Origin of the sequence: Streptomyces rubellus (assembly GCF_036323805.1) — a bacterium.
Taxonomy (GTDB): Bacteria; Actinomycetota; Actinomycetes; order Streptomycetales; family Streptomycetaceae; genus Streptomyces.
In genome coordinates this window covers 375,984-391,345 of sequence record NZ_JAZDCX010000001.1, presented here as the reverse complement: position 1 = coordinate 391,345, position 15,362 = coordinate 375,984, and the positions used below count along the sequence as shown (strand labels likewise).

The window sequence follows — 15,362 nt, the reverse complement described above, 5'->3', positions numbered from 1 at the left end:
TTACTTCTTGGCCGGGGCGTCGATGCCGGTGATCTTCAGCGCGGTGTGCAGCTGACGGTGACCGATCCGCTTGCGGTACCCGGTCTTGTTCTTGTACTTCAGGATGTCGATCTTGGCACCCTTGTGGTGGTCCACCACCTCGGCGTGGGCCTTCACACCGGCCAGGACCCACGGGTCGCTGGTGACCGCGTCACCGTCGACGATGAGCAGGGTCGAGAGCTCGACGCTGTCGCCGACCTTGCTGGTGGGGATACGGTCAACCTCAATCACGTCTCCGACGGACACCTTCTGCTGGCGGCCACCGGTGCGCACGATCGCGTACACGCGGAACTCTCTCTCGCTCGTGGATGGAACCCCTGATGCCAGCCGCCCGCCGGGCCCTGGGGCCCGTACCGGTCCGGTGGGACTGAGCGGCCTCTCCTCGCGCTCGTCCGCGACACCTCGCGGAGCACGTGGAGGGAGTTGCTCAGGAGCGCGGCGTGTCCACCGACACGCCGACAGTCAAGGTTACGGGGCCCGGTGCGGAGGGGTCAAACCGGGCCCCGGGCGCCGTGCGGCGCCCGGGGCCGGAGTGGCCCTGTACCGGTCCCGCGGTCAGTCCTCGGCCGGAGCCGAGACGGACGGCGGGGTCTGCTGCTCGGCCGCCGCGGTCTTCCGCGTCGCCGGCTTCTTGGCGGTGGACTTCTTGGCAGCCGCCTTCTTCGTGGTGGTCTTCTTGGCGGCTGCCTTCTTCGTGGTGGTCTTGGCGGTGGTCTTGGCGGCGGTCTTCCGCGCCGTCGACTTCTTGGCGGTGGCCTTCTTGGCCGTCTTGCGGGCCGTCTTCTTCACGGGCTCCGCCTCCGCCTCCGCCTCGGTGCCGGTCTCCGGCACGCCGGTGGTCTCCGGCTCGGCGGCGGCCGGTTCCGGGGATGCGGCGGACGACTCGGTGACGATCTCCGCCTCCTCCGGGGAACCCGCCGGAGCGGCCGCCCGGCGTACCACCCGGCGGCGGGGACGGGCCGGAGGCTCGGGCTCTCCGGCCGGCTCGCCCCCCGCTTCCGCGGCGGGTGCGACGGCAGTGTCTCCGGAGTCCACGGAGTCCGTGGATGCCTGCTCGGCGGCCGGGACCACCGTCACCGCGGCCTCCGTCTCCGCGACCGCCTTCGGCGGACCCGCCGGAGCCGACGCCTTCCGCACCGCACGCCGCCGGGTGCGCGGCCGCGGCTCCTCCGCGCTCTCCTCCGTCTCCACCGCGGGAACGGGCTCGGTGACGGGCTCGGGAGCGGCCTCCTCGGCGGCCGGGACCACCGTCACCGCGGCCTCCGTCTCCGCGACCGCCTTCGGCGGACCCGCCGGAGCCGACGCCTTCCGCGCCGTGCGGCGGCGCCTGCGGCCGCGCCGGGCGGCCTCCTCGGCCTCGGCGACGCTGCTGTACAGCTCCTCGTCCGGGACGAACTCCGGCTCCGGCAGCGCCCCGGGCCCGGTGGTCTCCGCCGGTTCGGCTGTCTCCGCGGTCTCCGCCGGCTCCGTGACCTCAGCGGGCGCCTCGGCGGCCGGTTCCTCGGCGGCCGGGGACGTCACGGGCTCGGGCTCGGGCTCGGACTGCTGTGCGCCCTTGCCCTTCTTCCGTCGCTTTCCGCCACCGCCGCCCTGCGCCTGCACCTGGTCCATGTGGACGACGACACCGCGGCCGTTGCAGTGGACACAGGTCTCGGAGAAGGACTCCAGCAGCCCCTGGCCGACCCGCTTGCGGGTCATCTGGACCAGCCCCAGCGAGGTGACCTCGGCCACCTGGTGCTTGGTGCGGTCCCGGCCCAGGCACTCCAGCAGGCGCCGCATCACCAGGTCGCGGTTGGACTCCAGCACCATGTCGATGAAGTCGATCACGATGATGCCGCCGAGGTCGCGCAGCCGCAACTGGCGCACGATCTCCTCGGCCGCCTCCAGGTTGTTCCTGGTGACCGTCTCCTCCAGGTTGCCGCCCTGCCCGGTGAACTTGCCGGTGTTGACGTCGATGACGACCATCGCCTCGGTCCGGTCGATCACCAGCGAGCCGCCGGACGGCAGCCAGACCTTGCGGTCCAGCGCCTTCATCAGCTGCTCGTCGATCCGGTAGGTGGCGAAGACGTCGGTCTCGCCGGTCCAGCGCTGGAGCCGGCCGGCCAGGTCGGGCGCGACGTGCGCGACGTACCCGTGGATCGTCTCCCATGCCTGGTCACCGCTGACGATGACCTTGGAGAAGTCCTCGTTGAAGATGTCGCGGACGACCCGGACGGTCATGTCCGGCTCGCCGTAGAGCAGCGTCGGCGCGTTGCCCTTGCGGGCCTTCTTCTGGATGTCCTCCCACTGCGCCTGGAGCCGCTCGACGTCGCGGCGCAGCTCGTCCTCGCTGGCGCCCTCGGCGGCGGTGCGGACGATGACGCCCGCGTCCTCGGGGACGATGCGCTTGAGGATCTGCTTCAGCCGGGCCCGCTCGGTGTCCGGGAGCTTGCGGCTGATGCCGGTCATCGAGCCCTCGGGCACATAGACCAGGTAGCGGCCGGGGAGGGAGACCTGGCTGGTCAGCCGGGCGCCCTTGTGGCCGATCGGGTCCTTGGTCACCTGGACCAGGACGGACTGGCCGGACTTGAGCGCGCTCTCGATCCGGCGCGGCCCGCCGGACATGCCCAGGGCCTCGAAGTTCACCTCACCGGCGTACAGGACGGCGTTGCGCCCCTTGCCGATGTCGACGAAGGCCGCCTCCATCGACGGCAGCACGTTCTGGACCTTGCCCAGGTAGACGTTGCCGACGTAGCTGGTGGCCTGCTCCTTGTTGACGAAGTGCTCGACGAGGACGTCGTCCTCCAGCACGCCGATCTGGGTGCGCTCACCGCTCTGGCGGACGACCATCACCCGCTCGACGGACTCGCGGCGGGCGAGGAACTCGGCCTCGGTGATGATCGGGACCCGGCGGCGGCCCTGCTCGCGGCCCTCGCGGCGGCGCTGCTTCTTGGCCTCCAGCCGGGTGGAGCCCTTGATGGACTGCACACCGTCCGCGCTCTCGGACGGCTCGTCCCTCCGCTTCCGCGGCTCACGGACCTTGACGACCGTGCGTTCCGGGTCGTCGGGGGCGGCCTCCGCGGCCACCGGCTCGGTGTCCCCGCCGCGGCGGCGACGACGGCGGCGACGGCGCGAACTGCTGCTGGAGGCGGACCCGGACTCCTCCGCGCCATTCTCCTCACCGGCCTGCTCCCGGCCGGTGTCGGCGGCGCTGTCGGCCTCCTCGTCGTCCTCTCCGGTGTCGCCGTCCTCCCGGGACTCCTCGGGGCTCTCGCCGTCCCCGCCGCGGCGACGACGGCGGCCACCGCGCCGGCGGCGGCGCGAGGGCCGCTCCTCGGCCTCTCCGGCCTCCCCGGTCGGGCCTTCGGTCTCCTCGTCGTCCTCACCGGCGTCGGCGGCGTCCTGGGCGGTCCCGGTGTCCTCGGCGCCCTCCTCGTACCCGGTGGTGTCGCCGGCGCGGCGGCGACGGCGACGGCGGCGCGCCGGGGCGGACTCGGCCCGCTCCGGCTCCTCCGCCGTCCCGGCCTCCTCGGACTCCCCGGTGTACCCGGCCTCGAGTTCGTCCTCGTCCTCTTCCGGCTCCCCGGACGCGGCCGCCTCGGCGGCCGCCGTCTCCGGGGTCTGGAAGACCGGCTCGGCGAAGACGGGCGGCTGGAAGACCGCCACCGGCGGCTTCTTCGCCCGGCGGCGCGAGCTCCCGGACTCGGCGGCCGGCTGCTCGGTCTCGGCGGCGGCCTCGGCGGGGGCGGCCTCGGCAGCGGGAGCGGGTGCGGCCTCGGCTGCCTTCCGGCTGCGGCGCCGCGTACGGGCCGGCTTCGTCTCCTCGGCGGGCTGCTCGCTCCCGGCGGCCTCCGCCGACACCTCCACCGGCTCCGCGGCCGACACCACCGCGGCGGCCTCAGCGGCACCCTCCGGCGCCCCCGCCGGAGCCGACACCCGACGCGTCGCACGCCGCCGCGTACGGGCCGGCTTCACCTCCTCGGCCGACTGCTCGCTCCCGGCGGTCGCGGCGGATGCGTCGGATGCGCCGGCCTGCTCGCTCTGGGCGACGGCCGGGGTGACGACCTCCGGCTCGGTGGTGCTGACCGCGGGCGGCCCGGCCGGGCGGGACACGGCCCGGCGACGGCGGCGCGGCGGCAGGGTGTCACTGGGCGTGTCGTTGTTCGGACTGTTGTTCGTCTCGGTGTTCTCCGCGGTCGTTTCCGCGGCTTCCGTGGATTCGCGCATGCGGGCGGTTCTCCCGTCACGCTCCCGGGCGCCGTGCCTCGATCCGGTCGGGCCGCGCATGAGGTGCGCGGGCCGCTGTCCGGGGCGCGGGCGCCGCACAGGAGCTGTTGTCTCGCTCGCCGTCTCCGTGCCCTCCGGCTCGGTCACGGCGAAAGTCTGCTGGTCGGTGCGCCTGCCTGATGGCCGGACCCGGGTGGCTCCCTGGTACCTCGTACATCGGCGGCGCGGCGGCGTCGGCCTTACGCGGTGCCGTCCGGCGCCGTCGCGACGAGGGTTGCGTCGCGGTCGGGCGCGAACGGATCGGTCACCGTGCCGGTCTCCTCATCGAGCGGCCCCTGCGCCAGCCTGGTCACCGCTGCGGGGACCGGCGGCGCCAGGTCGGCCGTAGCTCGGAGGCCGGACAGGACGTCGTCGGGTCGTACGGCGGGTGTCAGGTGCCGTACCACCAGCCGCAGTATCGCACAGGGACCCTCCCCGGTCCTATCGGACCCGGCGGGTACGGCCTCCAGCGCGGCCACCGCGGCACGTGTGTCGAACGTGCGGATGCCCTTCTTGGTCTGCCGCCGGACCTCGACCGACTCGGCGGCGAGGAAGACCGCCACGGCCTTCTCCGCCTCCTGCGGCTCCACGCCGTCCAGCCGCAGCTCCCAGCGGGACGCCGTGAGCCGGTCGGCGAAACCGCCGGTCCGGGCCTCCACCGCGTCGACGACGTCGAGCCCGTCGGGCAGCGAGTCGTCGAGCTGCCTCCGCAGCGCCTCGGGGTCGCGCCGCTCGGTGAGGGCGATCTCCAGGTACTCGGCCTCACTGCCCGTACCGGTCGGTGCCGCGTTCGCGTACGAGACCTTCGGGTGCGGGGTGAAGCCCGCGGAGTAGGCCATGGGCACCTCGGCCCGGCGCAGTGCCCGCTCGAAGGCGCGCTGGAAGTCGCGGTGGCTGGTGAACCGGAGGCGGCCGCGTTTGGTGTAGCGCAGGCGGATGCGCTGCGCCACGGGTGCGGGCGGCGGGCCTTCGGGCTGTCGCTTGCCCAGAGTCTTCTCCTTGCTGCGGGGTGGCGCGCCGAGCGCCCCTCGGTCGAACACTGGCGGCCGGGCCGTCCCCACCGGTGCGGGGCCCGGTGCGGCCCGTACCTCCCACCAGCCTACTCGCCGGTGGCGCCGGTCACCCCCGGGCGGTCCCTCACCGGCCCCGTGGCGACCCAGTACCGCAGTTTCCTTCCCCGCCGGTCCTCGAAGACACCGCCGCACGCCTCGATGACCCGCCGGGAGGCCTCGTTGGTGTCGTCGCAGGTGATGAGGGCCTCCTCGATGCCCAGGGCGCGGGCCACCGGCAGCGCCGCGCGCAGCATGGCGGTGGCGTGGCCGCGGCGGCGGGCGGAGGGACGCACGTCGTAGCCGATGTTCCCGCCGTAGTCCAGCAGGAAGGTGGTGAGCCGGTGGCGGATGGCGATGCGGCCGAGGTAGGTGTCGCCGTCGGCCCACCACCGGGTGGTGCACGGGACGTGGCCCGCCGGCCGCGGACTGTCCTCCTCGGCGTCGGCCCGGACGGCGGCGACGTACCGGGCGAAGACCTCCGGGTCCTCCCAGCGGCCGCCGTACCGGCGGATGTCCTGGCCCATCATCGAGTTGTCGTCCGCGGCCCCGCGGCCCTCCGCCTCGAACTCCCCTATGGCCGCCACGAAGGACGCGTGGACGCGGACGGTGGGAACGATCAGTTCCGGCATGACCGCAGTGTGACAGCGCGTCTCCGCCCCGGGCCAACGGGACCCGCCGGTCGTGGCAGCCCCGCCGGCCCCGAGGGGCCCGGCCTCACGCCGCGCCGGCGGGAGCGACCCCGGTCACCGATACGTCTCCGGCCCGGCACCGGCGGGCGGCGCCGGGTGTCCGGTGCCGCGGAGGTCGAAGGGATCGTCCGGCCTCCCGCCGAGCAGGCGTCCGAGGAGGAGACGCCGGGACCTGCCCCGAACCCCCTGGCCCCCGGGCGCGGCCGGCACCGCAGGCCGCGGTGAGCGGGCTGTCGCGCCGGAGCGCCGGTTCCCGGACGATCCCGTCCGGGAACCGGCGCTCCGGCCGTGGGGTGGCCGCCCGGGCCGGGGACGGCCGTCAGCCGTTGTTGACGACGGTCAGCGGCAGCAGCTTCTTGCCCGTCGGGCCGATCTGGATGGAGGTGTCCATCGCCGGGCACACACCGCAGTCGAAGCAGGGGGTCCAGCGGCAGTCCTCGACCTCGGTCTCGTCGAGGGCGTCCTGCCAGTCCTCCCACAGCCAGTCCTTGTCGAGACCGGAGTCGAGGTGGTCCCAGGGCAGGACCTCCTCGTAGGAGCGCTCCCGCGTGGTGTACCAGTCGACGTCCACGCCGTACGGGGCCAGGGCACGCTCGGCGCACTCCATCCACAGGTCGTAGGAGAAGTGCTCGCGCCAGCCGTCGAAGCGGCCGCCCGCCTCGTAGACGGCCCGGATGACGTCGCCGATCCGGCGGTCGCCGCGCGAGAGGAGGCCCTCGACGATGCCGGGCTTGCCGTCGTGGTAGCGGAAGCCGATGGAGCGGCCGTACCGCTTGTCGGCGCGGATCCTCTCACGCAGCTTCTCCAGCCGGGCGTCGGTCTCCTCGGCGGAGAGCTGCGGGGCCCACTGGAAGGGGGTGTGCGGCTTGGGCACGAAGCCGCCGATGGAGACGGTGCAGCGGATGTCGTTGGAGCCGGAGACCTCGCGGCCCTTGGAGATGACCTTGGCGGCCATGTCGGCGATCTGCAGCACGTCGTCGTCGGTCTCGGTGGGCAGGCCGCACATGAAGTACAGCTTCACCTGCCGCCAGCCGTTGCCGTAGGCGGTGGCGACGGTGCGGATCAGGTCGTCCTCGGAGACCATCTTGTTGATGACCTTGCGGATGCGCTCGCTGCCGCCCTCGGGGGCGAAGGTCAGTCCGGAGCGGCGGCCGTTGCGGGTCAGCTCGTTGGCCAGGTCGATGTTGAAGGCGTCCACCCGGGTGGAGGGAAGCGACAGGCCGATCTTGTCGTCCTCGTAACGGTCCGCCAGGCCCTTGGCGATGTCGCCGATCTCGCTGTGGTCGGCCGAGGACAGCGACAGCAGGCCGACCTCCTCGAAGCCGGTGTTCTTCAGTCCCTTGTCGACCATGTCGCCGATGCCGGTGATGGAGCGCTCCCGCACCGGGCGGGTGATCATCCCGGCCTGGCAGAAGCGGCAGCCGCGGGTGCAGCCGCGGAAGATCTCCACGCTCATCCGCTCGTGGACGGTCTCGGCCAGCGGCACCAGGGGCTGCTTGGGGTACGGCCACTCGTCGAGGTCCATGACGGTGTGCTTGGTCACCCGCCACGGCACGCCGGAGCGGTTGGGCACGACCCGGGCGATCCGGCCGTCCGCCAGGTACTCCACGTCGTAGAACCTCGGCACGTACACGCCGCCGGTCTTCGCCAGCCGCAGCAGCAGTCCGTCGCGGCCGTCCGGGCGGCCCTCGGCCTTCCAGGCCCGGACGATCTCGGTGATCTCCAGGACGGCCTGCTCGCCGTCGCCGAGGACCGCGCAGTCCACGAAGTCCGCGATCGGCTCGGGGTTGAAGGCGGCGTGGCCGCCGACGACGACCACCGGGTGGTCCAGGTCGCGGTCCTCGGCCCGGAGCGGGATGCCGGCCAGGTCCAGGGCGGTGAGCAGGTTGGTGTAGCCCAGTTCGGTGGAGAAGGAGACGCCGAACACGTCGAAGGCGCCGACCGGGCGGTGGGCGTCCACGGTGAACTGCGGGACCCGGTGCTCGCGCATGAGCTTCTCCAGGTCCGGCCAGACGCTGTAGGTGCGCTCGGCGAGCACGCCCTCGCGCTCGTTGAGCACCTCGTAGAGGATCATGACGCCCTGGTTGGGCAGACCGACCTCGTAGGCGTCGGGGTACATCAGTGCCCAGCGGACATCGCAGGCGTCCCAGTCCTTGACGGTGGAGTTCAGCTCACCGCCGACGTACTGGATCGGCTTCTGGACGTGCGGGAGGAGGGCCTCCAGGCGCGGGAAGACCGACTCGACAGGCATGGGTGGTGTCCTTGGCTGCTGGGATGGGTGCTGGTGCGGATGCCGGGCCCCGCCCGCCGCACCGGCGGGCGGGAGTGACCATCCAGCGTAACCCGTTCCGCCGGGCGGCCGATCTCCGCCGGCGGGCCGTGCGCGGGGCGGGCCGCGGGTCAGGCGGAGACCGGGCGCTGCACCCGGATCGACTGGAGCAGCCCGATGGCGATCCACACCGCGAACATCGAGGTGCCGCCGTAGCTGACGAAGGGCAGCGGCAGGCCGGCCACCGGCATGATGCCCATGGTCATCCCGATGTTCTCGAAGGACTGGAAGGCGAACCAGGCAATGATCCCGGCGGCGACGACGGTGCCGTACAGCTCGGTCGTCTCCAGGGCGATGCGGCAGGCCCGCCACAGCACCACGCCGACCAGGAAGATGATCAGGCCCGCGCCGAGGAAGCCCAGCTCCTCGCCCGCGACGGTGAAGACGAAGTCGGTCTGCTGCTCGGGGACGAACCGGCCGGTGGTCTGGCTGCCCTCGAACAGGCCCTTGCCGTACAGGCCGCCCGAGCCGATGGCGATACGGGCCTGGTTGGTGTTGTAGCCGGCGCCGGACGGGTCCAGGGCCGGGTTGGCGAAGGCCGCGAAGCGCTTGATCTGGTACTCGTCGAGGACGCCGAGCTGCCAGACCAGGACCGCCCCGGCGCCGCCCGCGCCGAGCAGGCCGATGATCCAGCGGTTGGAGGCGCCCGAGGCCAGCAGCGCGCCCAGCACGATCACGGCCAGCACCATCACCGAGCCCATGTCGGGCATCAGCATGACGATCCCGATCGGGACGGCGGCCAGGGCGAGGGCCTGCATCACCGTGCGGTGGTCGGGATGGACCCGGTCGCCGGCGTCCACCCGGGCGGCCAGCAGCATCGCCATGCCCAGGATGATGGTGATCTTGGCGAACTCGGCGGGCTGGAGGGAGAGGCCGCCGCCCAGGTCCAGCCAGGCGCGCTGGCCGTTGATCGTCGCGCCGAGCGGGGTGAGCACCAGCAACGTCAGCAGCACCGACAGCACGTACAGCACCGGGACCGCGCCGCGCAGCCTGCGGTGGCCGAGCCAGACGGTGGCCGCGGCGAGCGCCACGCCGATGCCGAGGCTGAGCAGATGGCGCCAGAGGAAGTGCTGCGGGTCCCCCTCGTTGATCTCGGTGCGGTTGCGGGTGGCGGACCACACCAGCAGCGAGCCGAGGACGGACAGCGCCACACAGGCCAGCAGGAGCGTCCAGTCCAGGCGGCGGACGACGGAGTCGCGCGCCATGAGCCTGCTCCAGGCCGACCGCTCCTGCCAGGGCCGCCCGCTGTAGGAATGGGTGCTCACGGCTTGAAGCCCTTCTGGCGCTGGGCCTCGATCGTGCCGTCCGGGTTGATCTTCGGGAGCTGCTTCTGCGGCTTCGGCAGCAGCGCCCGGTCCTTGCGGATCTTCCCCTCGTCGTCCACCCCGTACAGCGCGTCGTAGATGTTGCGCACGGCGGGGCCGGAGGCGCCGGAACCGGTGCCGCCCTGGGAGATGGTCATGACGATGGCGTACTCGTCGGTGTAGGTGGCGAACCACGAGGTGGTCTGCTTGCCGTGGACCTCGGCCGTACCGGTCTTGGCGTGCATGGGGATCTTGTCCTGGGGCCAGCCGGCGTCGGCGAAGCGCCAGGCGGCGGTGCCGCGGGTGGCGACGCCCTCGAGGGCCTTGTCGGTCTGCCGGAGCGTCTTGCGGTCCATCGGCAGCCTGCCCCGCTTCTTCGGGGTGATCTCCTCGACGGTCCTGCCGTCCGGGCTGATGATCGCCTTGCCGACGGTGGGCTCGTACATGGTGCCGCCGTTGCTGAGGGCCGCGTAGATGACGGCCATCTGGATGGGCGTCACCAGGGTGTCGCCCTGGCCGATGGAGTAGTTGACGCTGTCACCGGCGCGCAGCCTGTTGCCCTCCAGGCAGTTCTCGTAGGCGATCTGCTCGACGTAGTCGCCGCCCTTCTTGCCGTACTTGCACCAGGAGTCCTTGTTGGCCTCCCAGTACTCCTGCTTCCACTTCCGGTCGGGCACCCGGCCGGTGACCTCGTTGGGCAGGTCGATCCCGGTGTGCTCGCCGAGGCCGAACTCGTGGGCCATCTCGTAGAACCAGTCCTTGGCGTTCTTCTTGGGCTTGTTGCCGCCGTCCTTCTTCCACTCCTGGTGGGCGAGGGCGTAGTAGACGGTGTCGCAGGAGACCTCCAGTGCCCGGCCGAGGTCGATCATGCCGTGGTCCTGCGACTCGAAGTTCTTGAAGACCTGGCCGCCGATGCTGTACGAGGACGAGCACCGGTAGCGCCCGTCGAAGGGGTAGCCCGCCTTGACGGCGGCGGCGGTCGGGATCACCTTGAAGATCGAGCCGGGTGCCGCCTGCCCCTGGATGGCCCGGTTGAGCAGCGGGTAGTTGGACTTCTTGCCGGTCAGCTTCGCGTAGTCCTTGGCGGAGATGCCGCCGACCCAGGCGTTGGGGTCGTAGTCCGGCAGGGAGGCCATCGCCACCACCCGGCCGGTCTTCGCCTCCATCACCACGACCGCGCCCGAGTCCGCCTTGTAGTTCTCGCCGGTGTTGTCGTCGTACACCTTGCGGGCTTCCCTCATCGCCGCCGCCAGTTCCTTCTCGGCGATGGCCTGGACCCGGGCGTCGATGCTGGTGACCAGGGAGGAGCCGGGCTCGGCCTCGTCGCTGTCGGCCTCCCCGATGACCCGGCCGAGGTTGTCCACCCGGTACCGCGTCACACCGGCGTCGCCGCGCAGCGCGGCGTCGTACTGGCGCTCCAGCCCGGAGCGGCCGATCTGGTCGAAGCTGAGCAGCGGCGAGTCGCTGTCCCGCGCCTGCTCGATCTCCTCGTCGGTGACGGGCGAGAGATAGCCCAGGACCTGCGAGGTGCCGGCGCCGTACGGGGACGGGTAGCGGCGCACCGCGGTGGGTTCGGCGGTGATGCCGGGGAAGTCCTCGGCGCGCTCGCGGATCTGGAGGGCCTGCTGGGTGGTGGCCTCGTCGGTGACCGGGATCGGCTGGTACGGGGAGCCGTTCCAGCAGGGCTGCGGCGTCTTCGCGTCGCACAGCCGGATCTTCTGGGCCACCTCCTGGTACGTCATGCCCAGGACGCCGGCGAGCCGGGTGAGCACCGCCTTGCCGCCGTCGTCCATCTTCATCAGCTCGGTGCGGCTGGCGGAGACCACCAGCCGGGTCTCGTTGTCGGCCAGCGGGACACCGCGGGCGTCGAGTACGGCGCCGCGCACGGCGGGCTGGACGACCTGCTGGACGTGGTTGCCCGCGGCCTTCTCGGCGTACTCCTCGCCGTTGCGGATCTGCAGGTACCACAGCCGCCCGCCGAGGGTGAGCACCAGGGAGAAGACCAGGATCTGGATGGCGACCAGCCGGATGGTGACCCGGGTGGTGCGCCCGGTCTCGGGGATGTTGCTCACCGGTACGCCTCCACCGCGGTCCTGGCCGGTCCGGGTGCCGTGCTCCGCTCCGGGATCCGTGTCACAGCCGCTTGACCCCCTTGATCCGCTCCGTCCTGTTCCGTTGTGCGCGCACCAGCGGGACACCGCGGCGGACCCCGGCCGTCCGGGGCCGCCGGCCGCCCAGCCGGCCGGCGCGGGCCCTGCCGAGGAGGCTGCCGGAGCCGAGTGCCCCGCCGTACCCGCCGAGTCCGCCCGCGCCCTCGCTCGCGCTGCCCGCCGCCTCGGCGAGCGGGTCGTGCTCGCCGCGGCGGGCCAGTGCCATGATCACCGGCACGGTGAACGGGGCGAGCAGCAGGTCGTAGACGGTGGCCGTGGTCAGCAGCCCGCCCAGCCCCACATGGCGGGCGGCGGTGTCCCCGACGAGCGCGCCCACGCCCGCGTACAGCAGGGTGGAGGAGAGCGCGGCGCCCGCCACGACCAGCATCGGGGCGGTGGCGCTGCGGTGCCGGCCGGTCTCCGGTCTGGTCAGCCCGGCGGCGTAACCGATGACGCACAGCACCAGGGCGTAGCGGCCCACGGCGTGGTCGGCGGGCGGCGCGAGGTCGGCCAGCAGTCCGGCGCCGAAGCCGATCAGGGCGCCGGCGGTGTGGCCGTACACCAGGGCCAGGGCGAGGACGGTCAGCAGCAGCAGATCGGGGACGGCGCCGGGCAGCTGGAGCCGGGCCAGCACGCTGACCTGCACGACCAGGGCGGTGACGACGAGCGCGGTCGACAGCAGGATCCGGTTGAGGTGCATCGGCATCGGTCAGTCCCTGGAGGTGCTGGGGTCGGCGTTCTCGGCGGGCTCCCCGGACGCCGCGGCCCTCTCGGCGTTCCCGGACCGCTCCGGTTTCGGCGGGAGCACCGTGTCGCGCGGGTCGGTGCGCGGCGCCTTGACGACGACGCCGACGAGGTCGAGCCGGGTGAAGCCGACGTACGGCCGCACCCGTACCGTCCTGGTGAGGCCGCCGCTGTGCGGGTCGACCTGGATGACCTCCCCGACGGGTACGCCGGGGACGAACGGCCGGTCGTTGCTGGAGCCGAAGGTGACCAGGCGGTCGCCCTTGTCGACCTCGGCCTTGCTGTTGAGCAGCTGGACGGTCAGGGCGCTGTCGCCGCGGCCGTTGGCGAAGCCCAGTTCGCCGGTGCCCTCCAGCCGGGTGCCGACGGTGAAGTCGGGGTCGTTGGCGAGCAGCACGGTGGAGGTGGTCGGCCCGACGGTGGTCACCCGGCCGACGAGCCCGTCGCCGTTGATGACGGTCATGTCGCGCTCGATGCCGTCCCGCTCCCCGACGTCGACGGTGACGGTCCAGGAGAAGCCCTGGGCGGCGCCGATCCCGATGACCTGGGCCGCCTTGACGCCGTACTGCCCGGCGCCCGCGCTCTTGAGGAGCTTCTCCAGCTGCCGGACCCGGTCGTCGTCGCGGCCGGAGGCGGCCAGCCGCTGCCGCAGCTCCGCGTTCTCCCGCTCCAGCGCGCTGATCCGGTCGTGGCGCTCGCCGGAGTCCCGGACGGCCGCGACGGCGTTGCCGACCGGGTCGACCGCGCCCGCGACGGTGTTCTCCACCGGCCCCAGGACGGACGCGGTGACCCGCCGCGCCCCGTCGAGGGGCGACCGCTCATCCCCGCGGAGGTCCACCGTGATCAGCGCGAACGCGACGGCGACCAGCAGGACGAGCAGCAGCCGGCTCTCTCGTGTATCCCTCACGTGCGACGGCCGTGCCTTCCCCTTGGTTGGACTTGTCGGACTTGCCGGACCTCTCGGTCCCGTCCGGCCCCGGCGCCGGACCGCGTGGTGTCCGGCCGCGCGGTACGGGCCGCGCGGCCGGGCCGGTTACCGGCGCGGCTGGGAGTCGAGCACCTGCTGGAGCGCCTCGAACTCCTCGACGCACTTGCCGGAGCCCAGCGCCACCGAGTCCAGCGGGTCCTCGGCGATGTGGATGGGCATGCCCGTCTCGCGGCGCAGCCGCTCGTCGAGGCCGCGCAGCAGGGCACCGCCGCCGGTGAGGACGATGCCGCGGTCCATGATGTCGCCGGAGAGCTCGGGCGGGCACTTGTCGAGGGTGGTCTTCACCGCGTCCACGATGGCGTTGACCGGCTCCTCGATGGCCTTGCGGACCTCGGCGGAGGAGATGACCACCGTCTTCGGCAGCCCGCTGACCAGGTCGCGGCCGCGGATCTCGGTGTGCTCGTCGTCTTCCATCTCGTACGCCGAGCCGATCGTGAGCTTGATGCTCTCGGCGCTGCGCTCGCCCAGCAGCAGGCTGTACTCCTTCTTGACGTACTGGATGATCGCGTTGTCCAGCTCGTCCCCCGCGACGCGGATGGACTGCGCCGTGACGATGCCGCCGAGCGAGATCACCGCGACCTCGGTGGTGCCGCCGCCGATGTCGACGACCATGTTGCCCGTCGCCTCGTGGACCGGCAGCCCCGAGCCGATCGCGGCGGCCATCGGCTCCTCGATGATGTGCACCTGCCGGGCACCGGCCTGGGTGGACGCCTCGATGACCGCGCGGCGCTCGACACCCGTGATACCGGAGGGGACGCAGACGACCACCCGGGGGCGCGCGAGATAACGCCGCTTGTGGATTTTGAGGATGAAGTAGCGGAGCATCCGCTCGGTGATCTCGAAGTCGGCGATGACACCGTCCTTCAGGGGACGGACCGCCACGATGTTGCCCGGGGTGCGGCCGATCATCTTCTTCGCCTCGGCGCCGACCGCGAGGATTCCGCCGGTGTTGGTGTTGATGGCGACGACCGATGGCTCGTTGAGGACGATCCCGCGACCCCTGACGTACACCAGCGTGTTGGCGGTCCCGAGGTCGACAGCCATGTCACGGCCGATGAACGACATGTTGTTCGCCATGAGGATACGTCAGGCCTTCCAACTGGAACGTGTGAGGGGAGGACGACAGCGTGCGCTGCGGGATCCGGAGAGGTTTCCATCGTAGTCGCGCTCGTACCGGCGCGGACCAGAGGGCTCCTCCTCGGTCATTGTCGGCGGTACGCGAGTCATCCCCTTATGTGCTGACGTCGCGTCCGGGTGATTCGTTCCCCCGAGTGGAGGCGAGTTCACGTAGGGGCGATCGAATTCCATCGATCGCCCCAGGTCAAGAGGTTTGCGCGAATGACACGCCGTCAGAAGAGCGAAGGGAAGAAAATCTTCAGCTCCCGTTCGGCGGACTCCTGCGAATCCGACGCGTGAATGAGGTTCTCACGCACGATCGTGCCGAAGTCCCCCCGGATGGAGCCAGGCGGCGCGGCGATCGGGTCGGTCGGCCCCGCCAGGGCGCGCACCCCCTCGATCACCCGTTCCCCCTCGACCACCATCACCACGGCGGGACCGGAGGTCATGAACTCCAGCAGCGGCTCGTAGAACGGCCGGCCGACGTGCTCCGCGTAGTGCTGCTCCAGCGTGCCGCGGTCCAGGGTGCGCAGTTCCAGGGCGCTGATCGTCCAGTCGGCCTTGCGCTCGACACGGCCGACGATCTCGCCGATCAGACCGCGCCTGACCGCGTCGGGCTTGAGGAGGACGAGGGTGCGCTGGCTCATGGTCGCGGCTCCTTGAAGTGCGGCGGGACAACGGCGTTTCACAAGTGCTCAGAGGCTAC

11 protein-coding genes are annotated in these 15,362 nt (G+C 72.2%); all 11 read right to left on the bottom strand.

Going from position 1 to position 15,362, the window contains the following annotated elements; genetic code table 11:
* The 11 genes from rplU to ndk all read right to left on the bottom strand — a co-directional run bounded on the left by rplU (position 1) and on the right by ndk (position 15,303).
* Positions 1–324, bottom strand: coding sequence for a 50S ribosomal protein L21 (rplU, locus tag V1L54_RS01630; RefSeq protein WP_100204864.1), 324 nt, complete (start codon positions 322–324; stop codon positions 1–3).
* Between the two features lie 270 nt (positions 325–594).
* Positions 595–4,245 (bottom strand): Rne/Rng family ribonuclease, encoded by a 3,651-nt coding sequence (locus V1L54_RS01625; protein ID WP_443076428.1) that lies wholly within the window; start codon positions 4,243–4,245, stop codon positions 595–597.
* A 239-nt stretch (positions 4,246–4,484) separates the two neighbouring features.
* Entirely contained in the window at positions 4,485–5,273 is a 789-nt protein-coding gene (locus tag V1L54_RS01620) for a TIGR03936 family radical SAM-associated protein (protein ID WP_443076446.1), read from the bottom strand.
* 110 nt (positions 5,274–5,383) lie between these two features.
* A complete protein-coding gene (locus V1L54_RS01615) occupies positions 5,384–5,965 on the bottom strand; it encodes a GNAT family N-acetyltransferase (protein WP_330115963.1) in 582 nt (193 codons plus the stop codon).
* 379 nt (positions 5,966–6,344) lie between these two features.
* The gene (locus V1L54_RS01610; protein ID WP_330115962.1) at positions 6,345–8,276 is read right to left on the bottom strand and encodes a TIGR03960 family B12-binding radical SAM protein; all 1,932 of its coding nucleotides are present in this window, start codon (positions 8,274–8,276) and stop codon (positions 6,345–6,347) included.
* A 149-nt stretch (positions 8,277–8,425) separates the two neighbouring features.
* Positions 8,426–9,559, bottom strand: a complete 1,134-nt coding sequence (rodA, locus tag V1L54_RS01605) for a rod shape-determining protein RodA (protein ID WP_330116128.1) — start codon at positions 9,557–9,559, stop codon at positions 8,426–8,428.
* A gap of 56 nt (positions 9,560–9,615) precedes the next feature.
* Entirely contained in the window at positions 9,616–11,730 is a 2,115-nt protein-coding gene (gene mrdA / locus V1L54_RS01600) for a penicillin-binding protein 2 (protein ID WP_330115961.1), read from the bottom strand.
* A gap of 61 nt (positions 11,731–11,791) precedes the next feature.
* On the bottom strand, positions 11,792–12,508 hold the full coding sequence (gene mreD, locus V1L54_RS01595; protein ID WP_330116127.1) for a rod shape-determining protein MreD: 717 nt from the start codon (positions 12,506–12,508) through the stop codon (positions 11,792–11,794).
* A 9-nt stretch (positions 12,509–12,517) separates the two neighbouring features.
* A complete protein-coding gene (gene mreC, locus V1L54_RS01590) occupies positions 12,518–13,459 on the bottom strand; it encodes a rod shape-determining protein MreC (protein ID WP_330115960.1) in 942 nt (313 codons plus the stop codon).
* Between the two features lie 126 nt (positions 13,460–13,585).
* On the bottom strand, positions 13,586–14,605 hold the full coding sequence (locus V1L54_RS01585) for a rod shape-determining protein (protein WP_330116126.1): 1,020 nt from the start codon (positions 14,603–14,605) through the stop codon (positions 13,586–13,588).
* Positions 14,606–14,889: 284 nt separating this feature from the next.
* Entirely contained in the window at positions 14,890–15,303 is a 414-nt protein-coding gene (gene ndk / locus V1L54_RS01580) for a nucleoside-diphosphate kinase (protein ID WP_330115959.1), read from the bottom strand.
* Between the last annotated feature and the right edge of the window lie 59 nt (positions 15,304–15,362).

What these genes read in the sequence shown, in the direction of transcription:
- rodA (WP_330116128.1), bottom strand. Translation starts at nt 9,559, where the DNA reads ATGGCGCGCGACTCCGTCGTCCGCCGCCTGGACTGGACGCTCCTGCTG.
- V1L54_RS01615 (WP_330115963.1), bottom strand. Translation starts at nt 5,965, where the DNA reads ATGCCGGAACTGATCGTTCCCACCGTCCGCGTCCACGCGTCCTTCGTG.
- mreD (WP_330116127.1), bottom strand. Translation starts at nt 12,508, where the DNA reads ATGCACCTCAACCGGATCCTGCTGTCGACCGCGCTCGTCGTCACCGCC.
- V1L54_RS01585 (WP_330116126.1), bottom strand. Translation starts at nt 14,605, where the DNA reads ATGTCGTTCATCGGCCGTGACATGGCTGTCGACCTCGGGACCGCCAAC.
- ndk (WP_330115959.1), bottom strand. Translation starts at nt 15,303, where the DNA reads ATGAGCCAGCGCACCCTCGTCCTCCTCAAGCCCGACGCGGTCAGGCGC.
- V1L54_RS01610 (WP_330115962.1), bottom strand. Translation starts at nt 8,276, where the DNA reads ATGCCTGTCGAGTCGGTCTTCCCGCGCCTGGAGGCCCTCCTCCCGCAC.
- V1L54_RS01625 (WP_443076428.1), bottom strand. Translation starts at nt 4,245, where the DNA reads ATGCGCGAATCCACGGAAGCCGCGGAAACGACCGCGGAGAACACCGAG.